This is a genomic window from Shimia sp., assembly GCF_022448905.1.
Lineage (GTDB): Bacteria > Pseudomonadota > Alphaproteobacteria > Rhodobacterales > Rhodobacteraceae > Shimia.
On the sequence record NZ_JAKVCW010000024.1, the window covers coordinates 25204 to 47241 of the forward strand.

A 22038-nucleotide genomic window follows, 5' to 3' on the forward strand; every position below is an offset into this window, starting at 1 on the left:
ACTGCCCGAGCCTCTCACTTATTTCTTCCGCATCGCATCCAGCAACGCCGCGCCCAGCGCTCCATTGCCGCCGTCCTGCTGTTTTGGCTTGGCGCTGTAGTTGCCACCACCGCCGCGCGGTCCTTTGCCTCGCGGGCCACCTCCAGGACCACCACGCCCCTTACTGCCAAATCCAGACCGCGCATTGCGATCTTCCTTGGCAGAGGCCCCGCCATCCTTACGCATCGACAAACCGATACGCTTGCGGGGAACATCCACTTCGGTGACCGCGACTTTCACCACATCTCCGGCCTTGACCACTTCATGCGGATCTTTCACAAACCGATCCGCCAACTGGCTCACATGCACCAATCCATCCTGATGCACGCCAACATCCACAAAAGCCCCGAAGGCCGCCACGTTTGTAACGGTCCCTTCCAAGGCCATGCCCGGCTTCAAGTCGGAGATTTCCTCAACCCCATCGGCAAAGGTCGCGGTCTTAAAGGAAGGCCGCGGATCGCGTCCCGGTTTTTCCAATTCGGAGAGGATATCCTGCACAGTTGGCAGACCAAATTGTTCAGAGACAAAATCCTCCGCGCGCAAACGCTTCAGCGCCGAACCATCGCCCATCAATGTGCGCACATCCCGCCCACAGGCTGACACGATTTTACGCGCCACGTCATAGGCTTCCGGGTGCACCGCACTGGCGTCCAGCGGCTCATCCCCTTCGTTGATGCGCAAGAACCCAGCGCATTGCTCAAACGCCGCGGGCCCCAGCCGTGTCACATCCAACAAAGCTTTGCGTGAGCCAAAGGCCCCGTTGGCATCGCGGTGCGCCACAATCGCCTCAGCCAAAGGTGGCCCAAGTCCTGACACATGCGCCAACAGCGGGGCGGAGGCCATGTTGAGATCCACCCCAACCGCGTTCACCGCATCTTCAACTACAGCTTCCAGAGACTTGCCCAGACGATGCTGGTCCACGTCGTGCTGATATTGGCCCACACCAATCGACTTGGGCTCAATCTTCACCAGTTCAGCAAGCGGATCCTGCAGGCGGCGTGCAATCGACACTGCACCGCGCAAAGACACGTCCAACTCCGGGAACTCCCGTGCTGCCAATTCACTGGCCGAATACACGGACGCGCCGGCTTCGCTCACCACAACTTTGGTGGGCACTTTCACGCCTTTAGGCAAAAGCTTCAGCGTTTCCCCCACCAGCTTTTCGCTCTCGCGGCTCGCTGTACCATTACCGATCGCGACCAACTCAACGCCGTGCTTGGCAATCAACGCCAAAAGGGTCGCCTCAGCACCACGCACATCATTCTTGGGCTGGAAGGGATAGATCGTTGCGGTGTCCAACAACTTGCCGGTGGCGTCTACCACTGCCACTTTGCAGCCGGTACGAATGCCTGGATCGAGTCCAAGTGTCGCTTTCGCGCCCGCCGGCGCCGCCAATAACAAGTCTTTGAGATTGCGTGCAAACACCTGAATCGCTTCTTCCTGCGCCCTCGCGCGCAGCTCCCCCATCAGGTCGACCGTCATGGTCAGACTCAGCTTCACTCGCCAGGTCCATCCGGCAATCTTGCGCAGCCATTCGTCGCCAGGCCCGTCGGTGCGAGTATCTAGATAGCTTGCGACCATCGCCTCGGCACGTTCCTTACCACCTTCAGGATCAGGCCCAATATCCAGCGTGATCACGCCTTCTTTGGACGCCCGCATCATCGCCAGCGCTCGGTGGCTTGGCACTTTCGACCACGGCTCAGAATGTTCAAAATAATCAGAGAACTTGGCGCCTGCCTGCTCCTGCCCAGCAATGACCTTGGCCGCCACAATTGCCTCATCCTGCAAGAACTTGCGCAACTCTCCCAACAGCGCCGCGTTTTCGGTCAGCCCTTCGGCAACAATATCCCGCGCGCCGTCAAGCGCTGCCTTCACATCCGCAACCGCCTCGGTCACGAAGCCCGCCGCCAGCGCTTCCGGGTCTTTGGAACGGTCTGCCAAAATAGCTTCCGCCAAAGACTCCAGCCCGTTCTCACGAGCAATCATCGCCTTCGTACGCCGTTTCGGTTTGTAAGGCAGGTAAATGTCTTCCAACGCCGCCTTGGTCTCAGCCCCGACAATCGCCTTGGCCAAGTCGTCGGTCATTTTGCCTTGCTCAGTGATCGAGGCTGCCACAGTCTCACGTCGTGCTTCGAGCTCACGCAAATAGGCCAGGCGATCCGCCAGTGTCCGCAGTTGCGTGTCGTCCAATCCGCCGGTGACCTCTTTCCGATAACGGGCCACAAACGGCACCGTTGCCCCCTCATCCAACAGTTTCACAGCGGCACCAACCTGATCGGGTTTGGCGGCAATCTCGCCTGCAATGGTGCGGAAAATGCGGGTGCTGGTGTCCACGGAAACTCTCTCCTGATCTGCCTTGGGATACCCTTCTTACCACCGTGCCCCGTCGCGCCAAGCGCCGAATGTGACCACGCGTAAAAACTTGCCGATGCCTAAATCCGTCTGCGCGAATTCGAACACAGCAGTATCTATACGCACCGAATTTAACAAACCTCCACAGTCGCATATTGCAAACAGACAAAGGAGACAGACGATGCCAATCACCCACACAGACTACAAATCCTCAGAAACCTTTGATTTCCTCGGTGCCATTACCCTGCGCATCTTGCTCACGGGTGAGGACACAGGCGGGGCACAGGAAGTGTTTGAAGACATCGTGCAACCGGGCGTCGGCCCCGGGCGTCACATTCACCACGACCAAGATGAAACCTTCTTTTTCTTAGAGGGCGACTTCATCGTCGAAATTGACGGTGTGGTGCAAGAGATGTCGCCAGGCGACGTCGCCTTTATCCCGCGCGGCAGCGTGCACGCCTTCAAAAACGTCGGCACCAACGAAGGACGGCTGCGCTACATTTTCTCGCCGGCACTGCAAATGGAAGCCATGTTCCGCGCCTTTCACAAAGCGGCGCAAGGCGGTGAAATCACCGAAATCCAAATGTCAGAAATTGCATCCGCCCATGGCCAGACCTTTGTCGGCCCGCCACTCTAAACGCATCGCCCCGGCTGCGCGCCGGGGCCATGTATTATGTGTTATCCATCGAGCCCAAGCTGCGCCAACAACGTCCCCATCACGACGCGCTCATCATCGTCCATGTCCGCTTTCCGACTTTTGAACAGGGTGGCTTGGGACTTCAGAACCAACGCGTCACTCAAAATCTTGAGGTGGTTGGCCCGCAGGGTATCACCAGTCGAGGTGATATCCGCCACGCCCTCAGCCGTCAGATTTTTGATGGTGCCTTCTGTGGCACCTTGGCTGTCGACCAATTGATAATCCGCAACACCGTTGTCCTGCAGAAACTCCCGAACCAAACGGTGATACTTGGTCGCAATCCGCAAGCGGAATCCGTGCGTGCGCCGGAACGCAGCCGCAGCAGCATCCAGGTCTTCCAACGAGTCCACATCAACCCAGCAACCGGGCACCGCGATGATCAGATCCGCATGCCCAAAGCCAAGCTCGGCTTTCTCTTGCACCTGTTGCTCCCACTGGCCCAGCTTTTCGCGGACCAAATCAGTGCCGGTCACACCCAAATGAATGCGACCCGCAGCCAACTCACGCGGGATTTCACCTGCTGACAGCAAGACCAGTTCAACACCCTCAACCCCCGCAACAGCGCCTGCATACTCGCGGTCCGACCCGGTCCGGCTCAGGGTCACCCCACGTGCGCCAAACCAATCAAAGGTCTTTTCCATCAGACGCCCTTTGGAGGGCACACCCAGTTTGATAGTCATGCCACATCCTCCAATTGCACCAAGATGCCGGGGCGAATGACACCACCAACCGCAGGGATTTCACGTCCTTGGCCAAGCACTTGCGTCAAGGCATCGTACCGCCCGCCCGTGGCCACCGGAGGCAAATCCGCGCGACCTGGCACATAAAAGCCAAAGACGAAGCCGTCGTAATATTCCATAGACGTGCGGCCGTAGCTGGCTTCAAACTCTAGGGATTCCACATCGACTCCACGCGCCTCCAGCGCATGCATGCGATCGCGCAAGCGAAAGGCAGCCTCGGTGATGGCAGGCATATCCACCGCCAAATCGCGGATGTGCTCCAATGCGTTAGGCAGAGTCTCACGCACATTCAGAAGCGCTTCGATCAATTCAACCTGCAACGGCGAAATCGGGTCGGCAGCGGCATCTGCGCGTAGCCCATCGATACGCTCAGCCACTTCGGCTTGCGACCGCAAGCCAATATCCGGATACTTATGCGCCATGGGATCGTCTGCCGCCAACAACGCAGCGCGGCTTGCAGGCATTTCCGCCTTGCCGGAGTAACGATCCAGAAGCGCCTTAAACTTGCGCGGCCGCCAGATATGACGCGCCAACGCACGCTTGCGGCGCTCGGTGGTTTCCAACCCGGCCACCGCCGCTGCCAGAATGCCAATATCTCCTGTCGCGGCCCGCAGTTCGACACCTTTCAGTGCCTCCTGCATCACAGCAAAGACCTCAGCATCGCTTGCGGCAGGGTTCTCGCGGTCAAAAACCTCATAGCCGACCTGCATATACTCATTTGCGCGGGTCTGGTCTTCTTCCTGTCGACGAAAGACTTCCCCCGCATAAGTGTAGCGCGCGGGTTCCGCACCATGCGCCATGTGCATCTGCACAACCGGCACCGTGAAATCGGGGCGCAGCATCTGCTCCCCGCGCAAGGCGTCAGTCGTCACATAGGCCCGCCCACGAATGTCCTCGCCATAAAGGTCGAGCAAGGCTTCCGCGGGTAGCAAAACTGGTGTTTCCACCGCCACAGCGCCAGCAGACTCAAAGCCGGAGGCCAAGGCAGCCGCCCGGGCTCGGATTTTTGCTTTTTCAGACATGGGTCCGATTATCCTTCGCTCTGGCTGGCCAGAATTTCACGCACCTTCGCGACCAACTCGCCACGTGGCACCTCAAACTGACTTGGGCGCTCTTTCCACTCTTCGTGCGTTGCCGTTTCTGCAATTTTGGCGCCGAGGATCAGATCCTTGATTTGAACCACACTACGGTCTTTCTCGTCACCGCCTTCGATCACAGCGACCGGCGAATTGCGTTTGTCCGCATATTTGAGCTGATTGCCAAAATTCTTCGGATTGCCAAGGTAGACTTCGGCGCGAATACCCGCGTTGCGCAGCTCTGCAACCATCGCCTGATAGTCCGCCATGCGGTCGCGATCCATCACGGTCACAACAACCGGTCCAACAGACGCGCCGCCCATGCGACCCTTCTCGCGCAGAGCCGCCAACAGGCGATCCACACCAATCGACAGGCCTGTCGCAGGAACAGCCTGACCGGTGAAACGTTTCACCAAGTCATCGTAACGGCCACCTCCGGACACGGAACCAAACTGACGCTTGCGGCCTTTTTCATCAAAGATTTCAAAGGTCAGCTCGGCTTCAAACACCGGCCCGGTATAGTAGCCCAGACCGCGCACGATGCTCGGATCAATCTCGATCCTGTCACTGCCATAGCCACCCGCAGCCAGCAGATCCCCGATCTGCTCCAGTTCAGCAATCCCTTCAGCCCCCACAGCAGAGGCGCCAACCGCCCCACGCAGGTTTTCAAAGGTCTTTGACACGTCGCCCGCTTTGGAGGTCAAAAACGCGATCACCGGCTCGATTTGGTCGTCGCTCAAACCAACGCCATCGATGTAGGCGCCAGAGGCATCCAAACGACCCTTACCGAGCAATTCGCGCGCGCCGCTCTCGCCCACCTTGTCGAACTTATCGATGGTGCGCAGCACGTTGTCTTTGGCCGCTTGATCTTCGCCAAGCCCCATAACTTCCAGCACGCCGTTCATGACTTTGCGGTTGTTCACCCGCACAAGGAAATCCCCGCGCGGAATGCCGACGGTTTCCAACGTGTCCGCAAGCATCGCGCAAATCTCGGCATCCGCCGCCATAGACGCTGTGCCTACTGTATCCGCATCACATTGATAAAACTGACGGTACCGACCGGGCCCCGGCTTCTCATTGCGCCACACTGGCCCCATTGCGTACCGGCGATAGGGGTTGGGCAAATCATTGCGGTGCTGCGCATAAACACGCGCCAACGGCGCGGTCAGGTCGTAGCGCAACGCCATCCAGTCGCCGTTGTCTTTCTCGTCAAACTCCTGCCAGGCAAACACGCCTTCGTTGGGGCGATCCACGTCTGGCAGGAACTTTCCCAGCGCCTCAACGGTTTCCACCGCGCTGCTTTCCAAAGCTTCAAAACCATAGCGATGATACACCCCAGCGATCTGATGCAGCATCTCGGTGCGCTCGGTCACCTCAACACCAAAATAGTCGCGGAAGCCCTTCGGCGTGATTGCCTTAGGACGTGGGGCTTTCTTCTGCTTGGCCATCGCTATGGTCCTTGTGAAATAATTACGTCAGTGCCTTTAGCGAATGGGGTGCCAATGGGCAAGGAGAGGCTCCTCTTGGCGACCAAAACGTCACACAAACATCAAAAAGCCGCGCTCGATCAAAAGCGCGGCCTCAAAAGGTTCAAAATCCAAATGTTTCTGACTTAATCGCCCAGCTTGGCGTGCACCTCATCCAGGTCAATTTCGCCAATTGGCATTTTGTTACCCGGGTTTTCGAAGTCATATTTGAACAGCTGGAAGTCGCGCTTGTAGATCTCATAGACCAGATGCATCGACAGATCGTCGAAGTAATCTTCCACCGGATGTGCCCGCTTTGGCCCATGCCCTTCGGACTCGTTGAACCGGGGAATTTGTGTCAGATCAACAACATGGGGTGTTTCGATATGGTCCAAAACGCCTTGCATCCCGTCGTTAAACTGCTCGGTCCAGAAGATTTTGTCGTAGGTGCCGCCGTTTACGATGAAGGTCGACACGTGGCCGGACATGGCGGACCAATGAATGTCGGGATCCATTGGTCGGCGCCAGCGGATGGTGTCGCGCGCAAACAACAAGAACCGGCGGAAACTTTGAATCTGGTCAAACTCCTGCTTGCCGTCATCGCCACCAACCTCAATCCCATATTTCTGGATCAGCATCGGCACAAGGTTACCACGGTAGCGTTTGCCGTTCCGCTGGATGCCGCAAATCTTGTCAAAGAATGAGGACAGGATCCGCGTGTATGGGTTACGCACACAGGTAAACGCATAGGACCGGTGCTCACGCACGTTATCGGTGATCGGCTGATGGCTTGCTTCAATAGCCCACTTGTGCATGCCACCTTTGGCGTCGTGGATATCGCCGTCAAAAAACTCGCCATGATCCGAGTAGAACATGATCTGACCGATGGTGGAGCATGCGCATTTTGGCACAACTCGATACACCACACTTTCGCTTTCCGTCATCCAAGTGCCGGGAAATCCCATGTTTCTGCCTCCATAGCCGCCGTGGTTATTGCTTTGGTCACGGTCTGAGCGCGTGTCAAAAAATTCCGAACAAAGCCTGTTTATTCAACGCGCTTTCATCTTTAAATGGATAAACACAGGACGTCAAAGTAGGGATCGAAGAAGCTAGATGGCGAGAATTGCTTACATTCTTCTGTGCCACAAGGATCCTGAGGCGATCATCAAGCAGGCAGAACGGCTTACCGCAACCGGGGATTATATCTCCATCCATTTTGATGCCCGCGCCAAACCAGAGCATTTTGCCTTGCTGCAAGAGGTGCTTGGCCCAAACCCAAACGTGGCGTTTTCTGAAAAGCGCATCAAATGCGGCTGGGGTGAATGGAGCCTGATAGAGGCCACGCTCTACGCAGTGCAAACCGCTGTTAAAAAATTCCCGCGCGCCTCGCACTTCTACATGCTGTCTGGCGACTGCATGGTGATCAAATCGTCGGAATACATCCACGAATTTCTTGATGACAATGATGTCGACTTCATTGAAAGCTTTGACTTTTTTGAGAGCGACTGGATCAAAACCGGTATGAAGTCAGAGCGGTTGATCTACCGCCATTGGTTCAATGAACGCACCCAAAAACGACGCTTTTATGCGACCTACAACTTGCAGAAAAAGCTTGGCCTGACGCGCGACATTCCTGCGGACATTCAAGTGATGATCGGCAGCCAATGGTGGTGCCTGCGTCGACAAACCATTGAAGCGGTTCTGCATTTCACAGAATCCCGCCGCGACGTGATGCGCTTTTTCCGCACAACCTGGATTCCGGACGAGACCTTTTTTCAGACCATCGTCCGACACTTGGTGCCCACCAATGAAATTCGCACGCGCACCCTAACGTTCCTAATGTTCACCGACTACGGAATGCCGCTGACATTTTACAACGATCACTACGACCTTCTGATCAGCCAAGACTATCTTTTTGCCCGAAAAATCAGCCCCGACGCTTTGGATCTCAAGGAGCGGTTGGGGCAACTTTACGCCGAAGAAGGTGTGAACTTCCAAATCTCAGCAGAAGGCCCAAGCCTATTCAAGTTTCTCACCGGACGCGGTCGGCAGGGCAAACGCTTTGCCAGCCGGTTCTGGGAAACTGAAAGTACGCTGGGGCGCGATCGCGAACTGATGCTGATCGTTTGCAAAAAATGGCATGTTGCCAAAAGGTTACTGGAAAAGATCGACCAAGTCACGGATCTTCCCACGATTGCCTATCTCTTTAACGAGGAAAGCACCCCGCTTCCCGACCTCGGCGGCATCCAATCGACCTTGAACAAACGCACACGACACCGTCGCGCACTGATGCGCATGCTGTTTGACTACTACGACACCAACCGCCTTGTGGTCTGTCTCGACCCCAGCGCCATGGACCTGATGCAGGACTTCTTTGGCGATCGTTCGACCACTAGAATGTTGGAAATACAGTGTGATTTCTCCGATGAGTATCTCACGGGCCATGCCATTCGCATTGGTTTGGCGGGAGAGCAAACCTCGCCGGAAACATTGGAACGGCTGCTGCCAACCATTCGGCGCGACATCCTGAGTGAGAGTGATCGTATTCGGGACGCGGAGTTTGAAAACGTAAACCGTATGGTGCAATCCGGCAGCGAAGAGGAACATGTGGCAGCAGTGATGAACTTCCTGCACATCTCAGAGGAACAAGCCCGCGACATCGCGCGGACTGAGTATCTTTTTGCCGACTGATTGAGCTGGTTTAGGCAGCCAATTTGGCTGCCAAAAGTTCCACACAGAGCCTGATCGCACGGGTGGATGTCGCAAGATCCATGGACGCGCCATACTCCTCCAAGCCGCTCTTTTCCGCAATATTTTCAGGCGACTGCGGAAGGTGCACAAACCCACTTCGCAGTGCAATTCCGCGCTGCGCCGCCATGTGCGCAAGCGTGTAGATCAGCTGATTACAGAGGTGTGTCCCAGCCGAAAATGACAGGGCGGCGGGGATGTGGTTGGCGCGGAGGTGGGTGACCATCTCGACGCATGGGAGGGTGGCGTTGTAGGCGGCGGGGCCGTTTTCGACGATCGGGGTGGCGCGGAGGTGGGCACCGGTGACGTCGGGCACGCTGAAATGGCGCCAGTTGATACCCACCATTTCCGGCTGCACCACCGCTGCGCCGGACACGCCAAGACCGATCCAACCGTCGGGTTGATGCGTATCCAGAAGGCGATTTATGTTATCCTGCAGGGCGTTAGTGTCGACATCCAGCTCAACCGCCACAAGATCGCAGCACTCAAACTCTTCTTGTCCAAGACGCGCCGCGACCAAAGCGGCTGGGTTGTTTTTGGCTTTGGCCCAGGAGCCGTATCCGGACACCAGGATGGTTGGCTTATGTGTCATTCTGCCTCTCAAAGGACGCCCCAAATGTACGAATTTGGGACGTCGGTATTACGTCTGTATCGCGACTGTATCACGGAGGTGCGTATTTTGGCGCTTAGAGCGCGCCAAAACCACCGCCACCGGGCGTTTTCATCACAAACACGTCGCCCACTTCAAGAGACGCCTGGTCGTTGCCTTTCAGCTCCAACACGGCGCCATCTGCGCGCACGACGCTGTTTTCCCCAACCGCGCCAGCTCCACCGCCTTGTGCGCCATGGGGTGGCACCACGCGATGCGAGGACAGTACAGTGACAGTCATTGGCTCGTTGAACCGCAAGCGGCGCACAATGCCGTTGCCGCCGGAGGTCTGCCCCTGCCCGCCGGACCTGTGGCGGATCGAAAACTCATCCACCCGCACCGGAAAACGGGTTTCCAGAACCTCGGGATCGGTCATCCGTGTGTTTGTCATGTGGCTGTGTACGGCGCTGGTGCCATCAAAGCCGTCGCCAGCGCCGGTGCCGCCACAGATGGTTTCGTAGTTCTGATGCGTGTCGTTGCCATAAACAAAGTTGTTCATGGTGCCTTGGCTGCCAGCAATCACGCCCAGCGCGCCGTAGAGCGTGTCACAGATCGCCTGACTGACTTCGGTGTTGCCGGAGATCACGGCCGCTGGATACTTCGGATTGATCATGCTGCCTTCGGGCACAATCAGGCTCAATGGCTTCAGACAGCCTTCGTTCATCGGGATGTCGCTGCCCACCATGGTGCGGAAGACATAGAGCACCACCGCTCGACAGATCGCCATGGGCGCGTTGTAGTTGAGCGGGCTTTGATCGGAGGTGCCGGTAAAGTCGATGGTGGCGCTGCGCGCGACCTTGTCGACGGAAATGGCCACCTCGATCTTGGCACCGTCGTCCAGCGGATAAGAGAAGCTGCAATCATGCAGCACATCGAGCACACGGCGCACGCTCTCTTCGGCGTTGTCCTGCACGTGGCCCATGTAAGCCTGCACCGTGCCGTGGCCGAATTGCGTGGTGATCTTGCGCAGCTCGGTTGCGCCGGTTTCGTTGGCCGCGATCTGTGCGGCGAGGTCGGCCATATTCTGATCGACGTTGCGACAAGGATATGGGCCTGACGCGAGCAGGTCTCGCGCGTCCTCTTCACGCAAAGTGCCGCGATCCACCAACAGGAAGTTGTCGATCACGATACCTTCTTCATCAATCGTGCGGCTGTCGGGCGGGGCGGAACCCGGGGTCTTGCCGCCAATGTCGGCGTGGTGGCCGCGAGACGCAACGGTGTAGAGGATGTTTTCCCCTGCCGCGTCAAACACAGGTGTGATGACGGTCACGTCCGGCAGGTGGGTGCCGCCGTTGAACGGGTTGTTCATCATGAACACGTCGCCGGGACGGATTTTGTCTGCGTTGGCGTGCAAAACGGTGCGTACGCTTTCGGACATGGAGCCAAGATGCACCGGCACGTGGGGCGCGTTGGCCACCAGATCGCCGTTTTGGTCAAAGATCGCACAGGAGAAATCATAACGCTCTTTGATGTTCACCGAATACGCGGTGTTGGCCAGAGTGGCGCCCATCTGTTCGGCAATCGACATAAAGAGGTTGTTGAACACCTCCAGCATGACCGGATCAACGGAAGTGCCAATCGCTTCTTTGCGGGCCAGAGGCACAATGCGTTTCAGCACGAGGTTGCCGCCCGCGGCACAGGTCGCCTGCCAGCCGTCTTCGATCATATTGGTGCCGGTGGTTTCGGTCAGGATCGCCGGGCCGGTCACGCTGTCGCCCACGGCCAATGTGGTTCGGTCAACCAACGGGATGTCCTGCCACGCGCCGTTCAGGTGGAACGGCACAGTGGCATCGGTCCGCGCGGCGCCAGCTGGGTTTGGCATGGTCACCGGCTCGCCGGTTTGGCCCACGGCCTCGGCCTCCAACACGTCGATGATCAGATCATCGGTGTCGGGTGCAAAGCCAAAACGTTGTTTGTGGGCGGTGACAAAGTCAGCACGCATTTTGTCCGCATTGCCAAACGCCACCGGCAGGCTCTGCTGTGCGCCCTGCGGGCGGATGTGGGCGCGTTGTTCCACGATGATGTCAGCCTCGGCCACACCCTGACTGGCGACCTCGGCTCGGGCGGCGGCGGCAATATCGGCCAACTGCGCCGCGGCGTTGCTGTCTTCCAGCGCGCAGCCCAGTTGCGCCTCACGCATGGCGCGGATGTCGGCCAGCCCCATGCCAAAGGCAGAGAGCACGCCGGCAAAGGGGTGGATGAAGATGCTTTCCATGCCCAGCGCATCGGCCACCAGACAGGCGTGTTGACCGCCAGCGCCACCAAAGCAGTTCATGGTGTAGCGGGTCACGTCATAGCCACGCTGCACAGAGATTTTCTTGATCGCGTTGGCCATGTTTTCCACGGCGATACGCAGGAAGCCTTCGGCCAGGTCTTCCACCGATTTGTCGGTGCCAATTTCGGCCTTCAGCGCTTCGAACTTGGCGCGCACGGCGTCCGCATCCAGCGGCAGGTCGCCGTTGGGGCCAAAAACGTGCGGGAAGTGATCGGGGTGCAGTTTGCCCAGCAAGACGTTGCAATCGGTGACCGTGAGTGGACCGCCCCGGCGGTAGGCGCAGGGTCCGGGATTTGCTCCGGCGCTTTCTGGACCCACCTGCATACGACCGTCGCGGTAAGTGAGGATCGAGCCGCCGCCTGCCGCCACCGTATGGATCGACATCATGGGCGCGCGCATACGCACACCGGCGACTTCGGTTTCAAAGGAGCGTTCGTATTCGCCCGCGTAGTGGCAGACGTCGGTGGAGGTGCCGCCCATGTCAAAGCCGATGAGTTTGTCAAAACCTAGTTCGGCCGCAGAGCGCACCATGCCGACAACGCCGCCGGCGGGACCGGACAAAATAGCGTCGCGGCCCTGAAACAGGCTTGCGTCAGTCAGGCCACCGTTGGACTGCATGAACATCAGACGGTCACAGCCGCCTTGGTCGGTACCCAGCGCATCGGCGACCTGATCCACATAGCGGCGCAGGATCGGCGAGAGGTAGGCGTCCACCACAGCGGTGTCGCCGCGACCCACCAGCTTGATCAGCGGGCTGGCCTCGTGGCTAAGTGAGATTTGAGAGAAGCCGATCTCCTCAGCCAGTTTGCCAAGACGCTGTTCGTGATCCGGGAAGCGGTAGGCGTGCATGAGGGCGATGGCCACAGAGCGGAAGCCTTTGGCGTGGGCCTCGGCCAGCGCGGCGCGGGCAGCGCTTTCGTCCAGTTCGGTGATGATGTTGCCGTCCGCATCCAGACGTTCGTCAATTTCGATGACCTCATCATAGAGGAGTTCCGGCAGTTGGATGTCGAGGTCAAAAAGTTTCGGGCGATTCTGGTACCCGATCCGCAGCAAATCGCGCAGGCCTTTGGTGATCAGCAGCACCACCGGCTCGCCCTTGCGTTCCAAAAGTGCGTTGGTCGCAACCGTGGTGCCCATTTTTACAGCAGCGATTTTACCTTCGGGAATCGCTGTGTCGGCGTCCAGTTTCAGCAGCGTACGAATGCCATGCACCGCCGCGTCCCGATAGATTTCCGGGTTTTCGGACAAGAGCTTATGGCTGTGCAGCGCACCGTCCGGGGCCTTGGCCACGATGTCCGTGAACGTGCCGCCACGGTCGACCCAAAACTGCCACTTCTCTGCTGGTTGCGTGGACATGCCGTTCTCCTCGAATCAACTTTATTGTTGCTTTATGTTTATAACGCTGACAATTTGTCAACGTTATGTGATTGTAAGAATCAAGAAAACGAACAGGGAGCAACCTATGAAACATGTAATCGCCTTTTCGGCGGCGCTGGCCTGCGCCGCGCCTGCATTTGCTGATGCCTGGGACATGCCGACGCCTTATGGCGACAGCACCTTCCACACCCAGAACATCGCGCAATTTGCCGATGATGTGCGTGAAGCCACCAATGGCGATCTGGACATCACCCTGCACAGTGCCGGCTCGCTGATCCCACATGCGGAGATTAAAAACGCCGTGCGCTCACGTCAGGTGCCTGCTGGTGAGTTCTTCCTGTCCCGCCTGTCCAACGAAGACCTGGCCTATGGCATCGACAGCCAGCCGCTGGTGGCGACCTCTTACGACGAAGCCAAGAAGCTCTGGGATGCGCAGAAGCCGGTTGTGACTGAACTGCTGGCCGAGCAAGGTCTGGTGCCGCTGTTCTCCGTGCCATGGCCTGCGCAGGGTCTCTACACGAACGGTGAGATTGCCACTGTGGACGACCTGAACGGTCTGCGGTTCCGCGCTTATAACGCGGCGTTAGAAGAGTTTGCCACGCTGGCTGGTGCCGCGCCGGTGCAGGTTGAGGCTTCCAACATTCCGCAGGCGTTCTCCACCGGTCAGGTACAGGCGATGATCACCTCACCGTCCACTGGCGTGAACTCCACCGCGTGGGATTTTGTGACCCACTACAGCCCAATCAACGCCTGGGTGCCAAAGAACATCGTGGTTGTGAACCAGCGTGTGTTTGACAAGCTGAGCGATGACACCAAAGCGGCCGTTCTGGCTGCAGCGGCCACGGCGGAAACCCGCGGCTGGGAGATGTCTGCAGCGGAAGCTGAGGCGAAAACTGCCGAGCTCGCAGCAAACGGCATTACCGTTTACGAGCCAAGCGCAGAACTGGTCGAAGGCCTGCAGGGCATCGGCACCAAAATGCTGGACAACTGGAAAGCCAATGCGTCTGACGCCGCGCTGTCGATCCTGACCACGTACCAGCAATAACCACCACTCACGAGAGACCGGCGACACCCCGTGCCGCCGGTCTTTTTGTGCCACCAAACCGATGGGGAGAGGTTTGTCATGCGCCGAATTCTAAACGCAACCTACAAGGCCGCAGGGATGCTCAGCGCCTTTCTGATCCTGGCGATATGCCTGTTGATCAGTGCGCAGATTGTGCTCAACGGTATGGGCCGTTTGATGCCCGGCGTGTTGCCCTCAACCATTCCGTCCTATGCAGATTTCGCAGGCTTTATGCTCGCAGGCGCCACCTTCCTGGCCATGGCTTACACATTGCGCTCAGGCGGGCACATCCGCGTGAACCTAGTGGTGCAACGCCTGTCTCCCCGCGTTGTACTGATCGCCGAATTCCTCGCCCTCACCGTCGCCAGCGTCTTTGTTGGTTACGCGCTCTACTTCAGCGGCGCGCTGGTGCTGGAAAGCCTGCACTACGGCGATGTGTCCAACGGCATCATCCCCGTGCCGCTTTGGCTGCCACAATCCGCCATGACCTTTGGCATGGGGCTCTTGTTGATCGCCCTGCTGCACTCATTGGTCGACCTGATCACCACCGGCACCTCGGTGCTCAACACCCCAGATGAGGTCTAAGCCATGGCTGATCCGTTGATTGCTCTGATCCTTTTGGGTCTTTTGTTGGTTTGTCTCGCCGCGGGCCTATGGGTGGCAATTTCGCTGGGCGTGGTCGCGCTTGTGGCGCTGTTGGCCTTTTCTAACGCTCCGGCTGGACTGGTGCTGGCGACAACCTTCTGGGGACACTCCCACAGCTGGGCGCTGACCGCCCTGCCCTTGTTTATCCTGATGGGAGAAATCCTGTTACGCTCGCGCCTGAGCAACGACATGTTCTCCGGTCTAGCCCCTTGGCTGGGCCGCGCGCCGGGACGGCTTTTGCATGTGAACGTCTTTGGCTGCGCTATCTTTGCCGCCGTGTCTGGCTCTTCTGCTGCCACAGCCGCCACGATTGGCCGGATGTCCGTGCCCGAGCTGACCGAGCGCGGCTATCCACAAAGCCTGATCCTAGGCACATTGGCGGGTTCGGCCACGCTGGGCCTTTTGATACCGCCGTCGATCATCCTGATCGTCTATGGGGTGGCCACGGAGCAATCCATTGCCCGCCTGTTCATTGCGGGGGTGTTGCCGGGCGTGATGCTGATCACCCTCTTCGCAGGCTATGTGGCCGTGCGCGCCTGGATGAACCCGGAATTGATCCCACAAGAGGCCAAACAGTTCAGCTTTGCAGAGCGCATCAAAGCCTCCCGCAATCTGATCCCGGTGGCTCTCCTGATCATTGGCGTTATTGGCTCCATCTATACAGGTTTGGCATCTCCTACAGACGCAGCCGCCTTGGGCGTGGTTCTGGCAACATTGCTTGCATGGCTCTCCGGCGGGTTTAGCTGGAAGCTGTTCATGGATGCGCTGCTGTCTGCCACGCGCACCTCCTGCATGATTGCCTTTATCCTGCTTGGCGCGGCTTACTTGTCTGTGGCGATGGGCTTCACCGGCCTGCCTCGCAACCTCGCGACCTGGATTGCTGAGATGAACCTCTCTGCGCCTATGTTGCTCTTGGCGCTGACCATCTTCTTCATCATCCTTGGCTGCTTCTTGGACGGGATTTCAGTGGTGGTGCTGACCACCTCCATCATCATGCCAATGATCGCCGCCGTTGGCATCGACCCGCTGTGGTTTGGCATCTACCTCGTGATCGTGGTGGAGATGAGCCAGATCACCCCACCGGTGGGCTTCAACCTGTTTGTCATCCAAGGCATGACCGGCATCAACATCCTTGAGGTGGCCAAAGCGGCCTTCCCCTTCTTCCTGTTGTTGCTCGTTGGTGTGGGTCTGATCGCGGTGTTCCCGCAGATCGTGACCTACCTGCCCGAACTGATGAGCCGCTAAAGCGAGGCGGCGGCCCGGCTGGCCTGATCATATTGGCCGGACAACAAACGCAGACTGGAGGCGATGTCGCGCATGTCGTCTCCGGTCATATCCAAACGCGACAGCCCTTCGACAAAACAGCGATCGCGCACGGTGCGATAGCCTTCACATAGCGCAATCCCAGCCTCAGACGGGCGATAGAACACTTCTTTGCCGCGTTTCTCGGATTCAATCAGCCCCATTTTCAACAGCTTCTTGAGCGCGTAGTTGACGGTGTGGCTGTCCTCGATATTCAGTAGAAAACCAATATCTGTCAGACGCTTATCCCGATCCCGATGATTGAGGTTGTGCAGCACCAGAATCTCCAGCGGCGTCATATCGGCATTGCCCGCCGCCGCCATGCAGCGGGTCATCCAGCGCGAAAAAGCATTGTAGGCAATGATCATGCCGTATTCGACTTCCGAGGCTTCCCAACCGTCGCCTTCAGCAAGGTGGCGAGAGGAGACAATGCGTCGTTTTTCCATGGTTTGACCTCATCATATCGGTAAATTGCCAGCGTGTTTTCAGCGTACACGACCTATTGCCTGACATGCAAATGCGCAGTTTCTTTGAATTTTTCCCAACGATAGACGCACCTCACGCGGCCGGTTGCCAGCCCAAGATCGCACGTTATGCTGCCACGACACGCACTTTTGGCCTGTATTGGGAGCCGAAGCGGACGTGTTAGGGGGAGACTAGGTGAGACTTTCGGGAACACAATGGCGAGGTATGCGAAGCGGCAAGACCGCTTTGGCCGCGCTGGTGGTGAGCCTTCTGGGCACGCAACTCTATGCCCAACAGCTCCGGGTTTTGACCTCCATGCCACCCGGTTTTTATCAGCCGTTTGTGGCCGCGTTTTCCAAGCAGCATCCCGACGTGGACGTCATCACGCTCAACAAAAATACCAACGCCTCGGTGGATGAAATCCTGCGCGGCAACGAGCGGCAATTTGATGTGTTCTGGTCCTCCTCACCGGAAGCCTTTGAGTTGCTGCAACAGAACGGGCATCTGGCGGCTTTACCAGCCACCGGTGCACCCGATGTGCATTCTTTTGCGTATTCGGCCCTGGGGTGGACCCAAAAACAAAGCCGCGCAGCTGCGGCCTCCGCAGGTTGGGATGCGCTCTTGGCACCGGAAAACGCGGGTGCAATTGCCATGGCCCGTCCTTCACGGTCGGGGTCCACGCATATGGTGCTGGAACGTTCCTTGCAGGTGCGCGGCTGGCAGGAGGGTTGGGCCTATTTGCTGGAACTCGCGGGCAATCTTAGCACCATCACCGCGCGCAGCTTCACTGTCCTGGATGGCGTGGCAAACGGGCGGTTTGACATAGGGCTGACCATCGATTTTCTCGCCCATTCTCGCGCGGACGAAGATCTGAGTTTTGTCTATGGAACGCCGGTCATGGTCACCACCGCCCGCATTGCGGTACTGGCGGATGGCAAGACACCGGAACAGGCCCGGGCCTTTGTGGACTTTGTGATCTCTGACGCGGGGCAGCGGCTGTTAATGACGCCGGAGATTGCGCGCACGCCACATGCGGCGCATATCCGGGCTGAGGCCACGGCACTCTATCATCAGGTGCTGGAAGATGCGTTGACATTGAACTGGCTGGAGTATGATGCGGCGCTTGCGAGTGAACGGTATTGGGCGGTGAACGCGCTGTTTGATGCTTTTGTGTTTGAGATGTTTGACACGCGCCGGGAGGCGTGGCGCAGGCTGCGGGCGCTAGAAGCCGAACAGGCGGCGCCTACCGTGGCAATGCATGACATTCGCCGGCTGCTGACCACCATGCCAATTGCAGAGGACGCTGTGGGCAACGAGGGGCGGGCGACGAATGCCAATGCCTTTGCCACATTGTCTGAGCGGCAAGAGGCCAGTTTGCAGGAGTGGCGCGCGGCGTCGCAGGTTTTGCTGAGCGAGGCGGGCCGCTTGCTGCGGGTGTTGGAAGCGGAACGGGCCAACGCCTTGGTGCGCGACGAATGAGACTGCCCCCTGTTTTGACCCGCGCGTCGGTGTGGAACCGACTGCTACTCACGATCTCTGGCATCATCCTGACGGTGTGGCTGGTGCTGGCGGTGTCGATCCTGTTTTTCCTGAAGGCGCAGCGCGATTATGCGGCGATTGCGTCTGAGCAAATCCCGGCACTGGCGGCAGTGAGTGCATTGGCGGAGTATTCGGCGCAGCTGTCCACTGTGGCGACGCAGATTGTGGGGCAAAGCGGGACGCCGGACATGGCGGCGCAATTGGAGTTGGGAGAGATTGTTTCTGGTCTGACGGCCAGTCTCACCCCGATTTCACAGACAGAAGGCACTGGAGAGGCGCCGGAGATTGTTGCGCGTGTGAGTGAAGGACTGTCGGAGATCCAGAGGCTGCAGGGGGCGATTGGGCAGTCGGAGCGTGAGATGGGCGCGCAGCTCAATACGCTGCGGTGGTTGAATGCGGATGTGCAGGATGAGGTCGACCCGCTGCTGAGTGACTTTGCCTTCAACATTTCCATTGCCATGAGCAGTCTGGTGACCAGTGCGGACCCGGATTTTCGTGCACGGCAGGCGCGGTTGATCGAAAACGAAGGCCAACAGCGCGATACCGTGCGGCGACTGGGGGACAGCACAGCCAATACCGTGACGTTGATTTTTCAGGCGGCGGTGGCGGAAAACCGGCAGCGGCTGGCGCAGTTACAAGGGCTGACGGACGATGCCTTGGTGCGCATTGCTGGTCTTCGGACCCAGCTTGACGACAAGCCCGAACTGACCACTCTCCGGCAATCTGTGGAAGCCTTGGTGCCAGTTGCGACCAGCGAGACCGGCGTGTTTCGCTTGCGACTGGCGTGGCTGGACGCGCAAGCCGATATGCTTGCAAGCCTAGCGGCGCTGCAAACCGACCTGGGCAATTTGCAACTTGTGCTGTCGGCTGCGGGTCAAGAGCAGCGGGCGCGGATTTTGGCTCAGACTGAGCGGTCGCGGCAGGACACAACCTTGGCCATCAGGTGGTTGATTGGCCTAACCGCGCTGGCGGCGATGATCGGGTTTGGCGTGTTGTTTGGCTATATCCGGACCGGGATTGTGCGCCCGCTGCGGCGGATGACCAAACGGTTGAGTGACATCGCGCAGGGTCAGAACCTAATGCTGCCACCCAACAAAGAAGACGATGAAATTGTGCAACTGTCCGTGGCGATTTCCGAGTTTGAACGCTCCATTCAAACCCGCGATGCGGCGCTGATGTCCCTGGAAACCGAAGTGCAGGAACGCCGGCGCGCCGTTGAGACCCTCAAACAAACGCAGATGGAATTGATCCAGGCAGGGAAGATGGCCGCACTGGGACAGATGTCGGCCGGGATTGCGCATGAACTGAACCAGCCGCTAGCCGCAATGCAGCACCGTTTGCAATTGCTGGAAGACTATGTGACCGAAGGCGATGCCGAGATGACCGCGCGGCAACTGGCCCGTCTGGACGGTCTGATTGATCGCATGACCCGCACGATCGCCTACCTGCGCAATTTTGCACGGCGCTCCGAATTCAGTGAGGACAGGCTGCCTCTGGATGAACTGGTGAGTGACTCTCTGGCGCTCTTGAAAGCACGCATCACGCAGGAGGCCACCGAGATCACGGTGGCGAACGACCTGCCCCAGTTGACTGTGATTGGCGACAAAATTCTGATCGAACAGGTGCTGGTCAACATCCTGTCCAACGCTCTGGACGCCACCCAGCAAGCAGAGCGGCCCGGCCAGATCTCCATCAGCGCGCAATTGATCGACAACGCCGTGCATCTCGCGGTGCGCGACAATGGTGCCGGGTTTGACCTGATCCCTGCCGCCGAAGCGCTGGACCCTTTTGTGACCACCAAGGAGGTTGGAAAGGGGCTGGGACTGGGCTTGTCGATTTCCTACAACATCATGAAAGACCTGAACGGCGACTTGCAACTGAGCCCCAACACGGATGGGCCGGGTGCAACGGCAACGCTTGTTCTACGCACAGGGGGAGCAGATGCAGCCGCAGATAATCTTGGTGGATGACGACGACGATCTGCGCGAGGCGGTTCTGGACACCTTTGAAAAACACAAACTGGCCGCGAAAGGCTTTGCCCGCGCAGCGGATGCGTTGGAAGCTTTGGACCCCGAATGGCCAGGAGTGGTGCTCAGCGACATTCGCATGCCCGGCATGGACGGGCTGGCCTTTCAAGAAGAGGTCAAACGGCTTGCGCCGGATGTGCCTGTGATCCTGTTCACCGGCCACGGGGATGTGCCGGTAGCAGTGCAGGCGATGCGCAACGGGGCCTTTGAGTTCTTGGAAAAACCGGTGCATCCGGATCACCTGCATCAAGTGGTTTTGCGGGCCTTGAAAATGCGCAGTCTTCAGGTGGAGTTGACCAACCTGCAACATAAGACCCGCGATACGCTGCCGTTGGACGAACGGCTTATGGGGCGCTCCAAAGTCATGCGGTTTGTGCGGCGAGACCTGCAGGCGGTGGCGCCTTTGCAAGTGGATGTGTTGTTGTGGGGGCAGGACGGCACCGGCAAGACCGCCGCCGCGCGGGCGATCCACGATTTGTCACCCAATGCCGGCGGTGCATTTGTTGTGGTGAACTGTTCCGCCGTGTCGCAAGACACCATTGAGCGCACGTTGTTTGAGGACGGCGGCGCGGTGGCGCGGGCATCAGGCGGCACGCTACATTTGCAGGACGTGGAAGCCCTGTCCGATCAACTGCAGGCGCAGTTGCTGCGGATTTTTGACAGCGCCGATGCGCCGCGCGTTGTGGCCTCTGTCAGTCAGAAGCCGGAGGAACTGCTCGCCGAGGGCAAGCTGCGCAGCGATTTGCTGTACCGGATCAATGTGGCCCAGATTGAAATGCCGCCGCTCAAAGAACGTGGACGGGATGTGTTTGTCCTGCTGGATCATTTCATTCAGCGCGCCGCCGCGCGCCATGGAAAATCCCAAAAGGCGTTGCCGGTGCCGGATCTGGATGCACTTGGCAAATACACCTGGCCTGGCAACGTGCGGGAATTGCGCAACGTGGCTGAAAAGCTGGTGGTGGGCTTGACCGTGCGTTTGGACGAACGGGCCTCGGCGGCTGTCACGGAAACCTATGACGAGGCCATGCTGCGACACGAACGCGAGCTGCTCAGCAACGCACTGATTCAAAGTGGTGGACGCAAGGCGGCGGCGGCAGAGTTGCTCGGCATCCCGCGCAAACGGCTTTACCTGCGCCTGAAGCACTGCGGCATCGACTAAAAACCGGTCAAATTTGACACAATTTCACGTGTCAAAATTGACCCAAACCCACAATCAAAACGGTTTCGAAATCATCCGTTGAGCCTTTTGAGATTGGCTCGCTAGGGTTTGGCCATTGTTGGGCTATACTTGTGTGGCCCATCCATGGGAGGAAAATATGAAACGAACTTTTCGCGCATCTGTGGCCGCTCTGGCCCTGAGCTCCGCATCCGCAGCCTTTGCGGCGGACAAGGTGGTTGTGGTCACCTCGTTCCCCAACTCGATGACCGGCCCAATTGAGGCGGCCTTTGAAGCGGCCAACCCGGGCATTGATCTGGAGATCCTGAACAAGAAGACCTCCGCAGGTGTGAAATACATTCAAGAGATTTCGGACGCCAACACGGCGGACATCTTCTGGGCTTCCGCGCCTGACGCATTTG

16 protein-coding genes and 1 pseudogene are annotated in these 22038 nt (G+C 58.3%); 9 read left to right on the forward strand and 8 right to left on the reverse strand.

Annotated features, from left to right (window positions below):
• Positions 1-18: 18 nt before the first annotated feature.
• Positions 19-2373 (reverse strand): Tex family protein, encoded by a 2355-nt coding sequence (locus MK208_RS20120; protein ID WP_294119493.1) that lies wholly within the window; start codon positions 2371-2373, stop codon positions 19-21.
• A 199-nt stretch (positions 2374-2572) separates the two neighbouring features.
• On the opposite strand from MK208_RS20120, the gene MK208_RS20125 reads away from it, so the two are divergent.
• A complete protein-coding gene (locus MK208_RS20125) occupies positions 2573-3028 on the forward strand; it encodes a cupin domain-containing protein (RefSeq protein WP_294119495.1) in 456 nt (151 codons plus the stop codon).
• A 41-nt stretch (positions 3029-3069) separates the two neighbouring features.
• Here the strand turns inward: MK208_RS20125 and hisG are convergent, their stop codons facing one another.
• The 4 genes from hisG to MK208_RS20145 form a co-directional block, all read right to left on the reverse strand.
• Positions 3070-3768, reverse strand: a complete 699-nt coding sequence (gene hisG / locus MK208_RS20130) for an ATP phosphoribosyltransferase (RefSeq protein WP_294119497.1) — start codon at positions 3766-3768, stop codon at positions 3070-3072.
• A complete protein-coding gene (locus MK208_RS20135) occupies positions 3765-4850 on the reverse strand; it encodes an ATP phosphoribosyltransferase regulatory subunit (RefSeq protein WP_294119499.1) in 1086 nt (361 codons plus the stop codon). The genes hisG and MK208_RS20135 overlap by 4 nt, the downstream gene beginning before the upstream one ends.
• A gap of 8 nt (positions 4851-4858) precedes the next feature.
• Positions 4859-6352, reverse strand: coding sequence for a histidine--tRNA ligase (gene hisS / locus MK208_RS20140; protein ID WP_294119501.1), 1494 nt, complete (start codon positions 6350-6352; stop codon positions 4859-4861).
• 164 nt (positions 6353-6516) lie between these two features.
• On the reverse strand, positions 6517-7335 hold the full coding sequence (locus MK208_RS20145; RefSeq protein ID WP_294119503.1) for a sulfotransferase family protein: 819 nt from the start codon (positions 7333-7335) through the stop codon (positions 6517-6519).
• 148 nt (positions 7336-7483) lie between these two features.
• Here MK208_RS20145 and MK208_RS20150 point away from each other — a divergent pair, with 148 nt between their 5' ends.
• Complete coding sequence (locus MK208_RS20150; protein ID WP_294119504.1) at positions 7484-9061, forward strand: DUF5928 domain-containing protein; 1578 nt, start codon at positions 7484-7486, stop codon at positions 9059-9061.
• A 10-nt stretch (positions 9062-9071) separates the two neighbouring features.
• On the opposite strand, the gene MK208_RS20155 is transcribed toward MK208_RS20150, so the two are convergent.
• Both MK208_RS20155 and MK208_RS20160 read right to left on the reverse strand, forming a co-directional pair.
• Positions 9072-9710, reverse strand: a complete 639-nt coding sequence (locus tag MK208_RS20155) for a hypothetical protein (protein ID WP_294119505.1) — start codon at positions 9708-9710, stop codon at positions 9072-9074.
• 94 nt (positions 9711-9804) lie between these two features.
• The gene (locus MK208_RS20160) at positions 9805-13398 is read right to left on the reverse strand and encodes a hydantoinase B/oxoprolinase family protein (RefSeq protein ID WP_294119506.1); all 3594 of its coding nucleotides are present in this window, start codon (positions 13396-13398) and stop codon (positions 9805-9807) included.
• Between the two features lie 106 nt (positions 13399-13504).
• Here MK208_RS20160 and MK208_RS20165 point away from each other — a divergent pair, with 106 nt between their 5' ends.
• The 3 genes from MK208_RS20165 (at position 13505) to MK208_RS20175 (ending at position 16372) form a co-directional block, all read left to right on the forward strand.
• Complete coding sequence (locus tag MK208_RS20165) at positions 13505-14464, forward strand: TRAP transporter substrate-binding protein (RefSeq protein WP_294119507.1); 960 nt, start codon at positions 13505-13507, stop codon at positions 14462-14464.
• A 78-nt stretch (positions 14465-14542) separates the two neighbouring features.
• The gene (locus tag MK208_RS20170) at positions 14543-15067 is read left to right on the forward strand and encodes a TRAP transporter small permease (protein WP_294119508.1); all 525 of its coding nucleotides are present in this window, start codon (positions 14543-14545) and stop codon (positions 15065-15067) included.
• Between the two features lie 3 nt (positions 15068-15070).
• On the forward strand, positions 15071-16372 hold the full coding sequence (locus MK208_RS20175; RefSeq protein ID WP_294119509.1) for a TRAP transporter large permease subunit: 1302 nt from the start codon (positions 15071-15073) through the stop codon (positions 16370-16372).
• On the opposite strand, the gene MK208_RS20180 is transcribed toward MK208_RS20175, so the two are convergent.
• Positions 16369-16875 (reverse strand): winged helix DNA-binding protein, encoded by a 507-nt coding sequence (locus MK208_RS20180; protein ID WP_294119510.1) that lies wholly within the window; start codon positions 16873-16875, stop codon positions 16369-16371. The genes MK208_RS20175 and MK208_RS20180 overlap by 4 nt on opposite strands.
• 244 nt (positions 16876-17119) lie before the next feature.
• On the opposite strand from MK208_RS20180, the gene MK208_RS20185 reads away from it, so the two are divergent.
• From MK208_RS20185 to MK208_RS20200, 4 genes and pseudogenes are all read left to right on the forward strand, one after another.
• Positions 17120-18373: an extracellular solute-binding protein gene (locus MK208_RS20185; protein ID WP_294119511.1), complete on the forward strand. Its 1254-nt coding sequence runs from the start codon at positions 17120-17122 to the stop codon at positions 18371-18373.
• The gene (locus MK208_RS20190; RefSeq protein WP_294119512.1) at positions 18370-20403 is read left to right on the forward strand and encodes an ATP-binding protein; all 2034 of its coding nucleotides are present in this window, start codon (positions 18370-18372) and stop codon (positions 20401-20403) included. Before MK208_RS20185 ends, MK208_RS20190 begins: the two co-directional genes overlap by 4 nt.
• Positions 20375-21619 carry a sigma-54 dependent transcriptional regulator gene (locus MK208_RS20195; protein ID WP_294119513.1) on the forward strand — a complete coding sequence of 415 codons (1245 nt, stop codon included), beginning with the start codon at positions 20375-20377 and terminating at the stop codon, positions 21617-21619. The genes MK208_RS20190 and MK208_RS20195 overlap by 29 nt, the downstream gene beginning before the upstream one ends.
• A 157-nt stretch (positions 21620-21776) precedes the next feature.
• Positions 21777-22038 (forward strand): annotated as a pseudogene (locus MK208_RS20200) (ABC transporter substrate-binding protein); the annotation flags it as partial.